Annotated in this window: 2 protein-coding genes and 1 pseudogene; 2 read left to right on the plus strand and 1 reads right to left on the minus strand. The window is 40.9% G+C overall.

Annotated features, from left to right (window positions below; translation table 11 throughout):
* A pseudogene (locus tag Q1V93_RS10705) lies at positions 1-665 on the plus strand (hypothetical protein); the annotation flags it as partial.
* Positions 666-892: 227 nt separating this feature from the next.
* Here Q1V93_RS10705 and Q1V93_RS10710 read toward each other — a convergent pair.
* Positions 893-1,447, minus strand: a complete 555-nt coding sequence (locus Q1V93_RS10710) for a hypothetical protein (protein ID WP_300664539.1) — start codon at positions 1,445-1,447, stop codon at positions 893-895.
* A 244-nt stretch (positions 1,448-1,691) separates the two neighbouring features.
* Here Q1V93_RS10710 and carB point away from each other — a divergent pair.
* A partial coding sequence (carB, locus tag Q1V93_RS10715; protein ID WP_300664540.1) for a carbamoyl-phosphate synthase large subunit occupies positions 1,692-4,370 on the plus strand: 2,679 nt, incomplete at its 3' end.

The raw sequence follows: 4,370 nt of genomic DNA on the forward strand, positions 1-4,370 counted from the left end.
ACAAGTCACCTTACAGTCAGTTTGCTTATAATTTCATTGATGAAGGATTGGCTACTGCGCTTGGAAACGGCTGGGCGTATAAGTACGTGAGCGGAGAGTTAGATCCTTCCGACTGGTATAGCAACGAATATATTAACGGGTTTGGAAAAGCATTGTATCCGATGATTGAAGAATACATTTCCATGAATAAGCAGATTGATCAGGAATTTGTAAACAGAGCAATAGATCTGTTTGCTGCAACTTTTCCGAATTCAATTACCGATTACGGAATCCTGCTCAATCGTGTTTCGATTTACAATGATGCAGATACAGGCCCGGCAATTGATGATGTCATGAACTTAATCGGGTCGTATTTTCAACTGACGAATTCGAACTTTTCATCTCCGATTTTAGATCCGACCGCCCTGGAATATTTGAAAACGGGTAATCAAACGCAATTAGTGATCGTTGACAGCAACGAGGCGGCGAATATCAAAGAATTAAAGAAACTCTTCCCGAAACTTTCGAAAGTGAAAATGGTTCCGAATAAAATCTACAGCTTCTTTGATGCAAAAAACAGAGCTGTGATCATTCTGTATGTAACGGATAAAGCCAACCTGGATTTGTTGCTGAAAGAAATGAAAACCAAAAAATACTTCGATAAAACAAAGATTCTTCAGAATTAATTCAATAACACATATTTTCGCCCGCAGAGGTTCGCTGAGGGCCGCAGATGGATTATAAACCGTTAACTTTTCTGAAGATGTTGTCTTTCAGGAAGTCAGTATTGAAATTTACTAAAATTCCCAATTTCAAATTAGAAATCTTTTATATAGTCACCTGATAACTATGGCCTCCGATTTCAGAATTAAAATCCGCGTTCCTCTGCGAACCTCAGCGGGAAATTAGAATCTTAAAATTCCTCTTTATCCAATTGTTTTGTTTCAGATTCACTACTTTTTTTATGGATGTAACGAAGAACAATATCACTGTTGTTCATCATCAGAAAGCCGATTGTTGCCTGAACCGCATTTGATACGATGATAATGTTCCGGGGACTATCTCTGAATGGTAAATTGTCAGTAATAAAAAGGTATACGGCTTCAACCAAAGTTGGAATTGCAATGACAAAAATAAACCCACCCATTAGAATAACAATGATTCGGAGAACCTTATCAAAAGGCAATGAAAAATCAATCTTTGTTTCGTTAAATCCATTCTCCAGTTTCAAAGTATCAATGATCCATTGAGTTTTCAAAATCAGGAAGCGAAGGATGAATAAATAGAACAGAACCTGGATTGCGAAAAAAACAACTTCAATGCCTATAAATACCGGAGAATCGGCATATGGACTTGCATAAGCAACAGTAACTCTGAGAATAAGATCAGGCACAGACATAATTCCATGAATGACAATCCAAATTCCCAAAGATTTGATAATTAAATGCCAAAAAGTGCGTACGGTCATGATTGAAGTTTTAATGCGGAAAATTATTCATTTTTTTATTTATACAAGCAAATCGAAAGCGATGTAATTCGGCATTGGTAACTCGTAATTCGAAATTCTCTGTTAATAACTCCATAAAAAACAAAATCGGTTTTGTAGAAATCCCGATTAAATTCCATAAATTTGCGCTCAATTTGTAGTATAGGTAGAGCCATTTACCGTGTTGCAAAGATTAATTACAAATTGAACTCTTAAAAAGCGCATAATGCCGAAAAACAATTCCATTAAGTCCGTACTAATCATCGGTTCAGGTCCTATCGTTATTGGTCAAGCATGTGAATTCGATTACTCAGGTTCTCAAGCAGCCCGCTCACTTCGTGAGGAAGGTATTGAGGTAACATTGATCAACTCGAATCCAGCAACGATCATGACAGATAAAGTAGTTGCTGATAATGTTTACCTGCAACCACTTGAGCCAGAAAGCATCATCGAAATTCTGAAAAAACACAAAATTGATGCTGTATTGCCTACAATGGGAGGACAAACTGCCTTAAACCTTGCAATCAAATGCGATGAAATGGGAGTTTGGGAAGAATACGGTGTTGAAATTATTGGTGTCGATATCGCTGCCATTGAAATCACAGAAAATCGGGAAGCATTCCGTATGCTGATGGAAGAAATCGGGGTTCCGATGGCTCCGCAGGCAACGGCAAAATCGTTCCTTGAAGGAAAAGAAATTGCACAGGAATTCGGATTCCCGCTTTGTATCAGACCTTCTTACACTTTAGGAGGTTCCGGAGCATCCATTGTGTATGACCCGAAAGAATTTGACGGATTGCTGGAACGCGGATTACAATTGTCTCCGATCCACGAAGTCATGATCGACAAAGCTTTGTTGGGCTGGAAAGAATACGAGTTGGAGCTTTTGCGTGATGCGAATGACAACGTAGTGATCATCTGTTCAATCGAGAACTTCGACCCGATGGGGATTCACACCGGAGATTCCATTACGGTTGCACCGGCCATGACACTTTCCGATACAACTTTCCAAAGAATGCGCGACATGGCGATTCGCATGATGCGTTCGATCGGAAACTTTGCAGGAGGATGTAACGTACAGTTCGCGGTTTCACCGGATGAAAAGGAAGATATCATTGCAATTGAAATCAACCCGCGTGTATCTCGTTCATCGGCATTAGCATCCAAAGCAACGGGTTACCCGATTGCAAAAATTGCTTCGAAACTGGCAATCGGCTACCATTTAAATGAATTGAGCAATCAGATTACGAAAACAACTTCCGCTTTGTTTGAGCCGACGTTGGATTACGTAATTGTGAAAATACCTCGCTGGAATTTCAATAAATTCCCGGGAACAGACCGCCGACTTGGATTACAAATGAAATCCGTTGGTGAAGTAATGGGAATCGGACGTTCGTTCCAGGAAGCATTGCAAAAAGCATGTCAGTCGCTTGAAATCAACCGTAACGGTTTGGGAGCGGATGGAAAAGAACTGACAAACCAGGATGCAATTCTGCACTCTTTGGAAAACCCGAGTTGGAACCGCTTGTTCCATGTCTATGATGCAATCAAACTGGGAATTCCGTTCAAAACGATCTTTGAAAAAACGAAAATTGATACCTGGTTCCTGAAGCAAATCGAGGATTTGATCAAATTGGAACGCCGCGTGGAGAAATATCATTTGGGGAATATCCCGAAAGAATTGATGTTCGAAGCGAAGCAAAAAGGATATGCAGACCGCCAGGTAGCCCATTTGCTGCGCTGTTTGGAATCAGAAGTGCACAACAAGCGTTCCGAAATGGGAATCAAACGTGTGTTCAAACTGGTAGATACCTGCGCAGCAGAATTTGACGCACAAACACCGTATTACTACTCCACTTTCGAATACGAAAATGAAAGTACGGTCAGCGACAAGAAGAAAGTAGTTGTTTTAGGTTCCGGACCAAACAGAATCGGTCAGGGAATCGAATTCGATTATTCTTGTGTACACGGAGTTCTGGCTGCGAAAGAATGCGGTTACGAAACGATTATGATCAACTGTAACCCGGAAACGGTTTCTACAGATTTCGATACAGCGGATAAACTGTACTTCGAGCCTGTTTTCTGGGAACATATTTACGATATTATTCAGCACGAAAAGCCGGAAGGAGTGATTGTTCAGTTAGGTGGACAAACTGCTTTGAAACTGGCTGAAAAATTAGAGCGCTACGGAATCAAGATCTTAGGAACAAGTTTCGATGCTTTGGATTTGGCAGAAGACCGCGGACGATTCTCGAAAGTATTGGAACAGCACAACATTCCATTCCCGAAATACGGAGTAGTGGAGAGTGCAGAACAAGCGATTGAATTATCCAACGACTTAGGTTTCCCGTTGTTGGTTCGCCCTTCTTATGTATTGGGAGGACAAAAAATGAAAATCGTCATCAACAAAGAAGAATTGGAGCACCACGTAGTGGATATCATCAATGAAATGGGAAGCAACCAGATCTTGCTGGATCACTTCCTCGGCGGAGCAATTGAAGCGGAAGCAGATGCGATTTGTGACGGAAAAGATGTATACATTATCGGTGTGATGCAGCACATTGAACCTGCCGGAATTCACTCGGGTGATTCGTATGCGGTTCTTCCTCCATACAACCTGGGAGATTTTGTGATGCAGCAGATTGAGGACATTACGAAGAAGATTGCGATTGAATTGAAAACAGTCGGTTTGATCAACATTCAGTTCGCGATCAAAGACGACAAAGTATACGTAATTGAAGCGAATCCGAGAGCTTCCCGTACGGTTCCTTTCATTGCAAAAGCATACGATGAACCGTATGTGAACTATGCAACGAAAGTGATGTTGGGAGAGAAGAAGGTGAAAGATTTCAACTTCAATCCGAAGAAAGAAGGATATGCGATCAAAATTCCGGTATTCTCTTAC

The organism is Fluviicola sp., assembly GCF_030151805.1.
Classification (GTDB): domain Bacteria; phylum Bacteroidota; class Bacteroidia; order Flavobacteriales_D; family Crocinitomicaceae; genus Fluviicola.

What these genes read in the sequence shown, in the direction of transcription:
- Q1V93_RS10710 (WP_300664539.1), bottom strand. Translation starts at nt 1,447, where the DNA reads ATGACCGTACGCACTTTTTGGCATTTAATTATCAAATCTTTGGGAATT.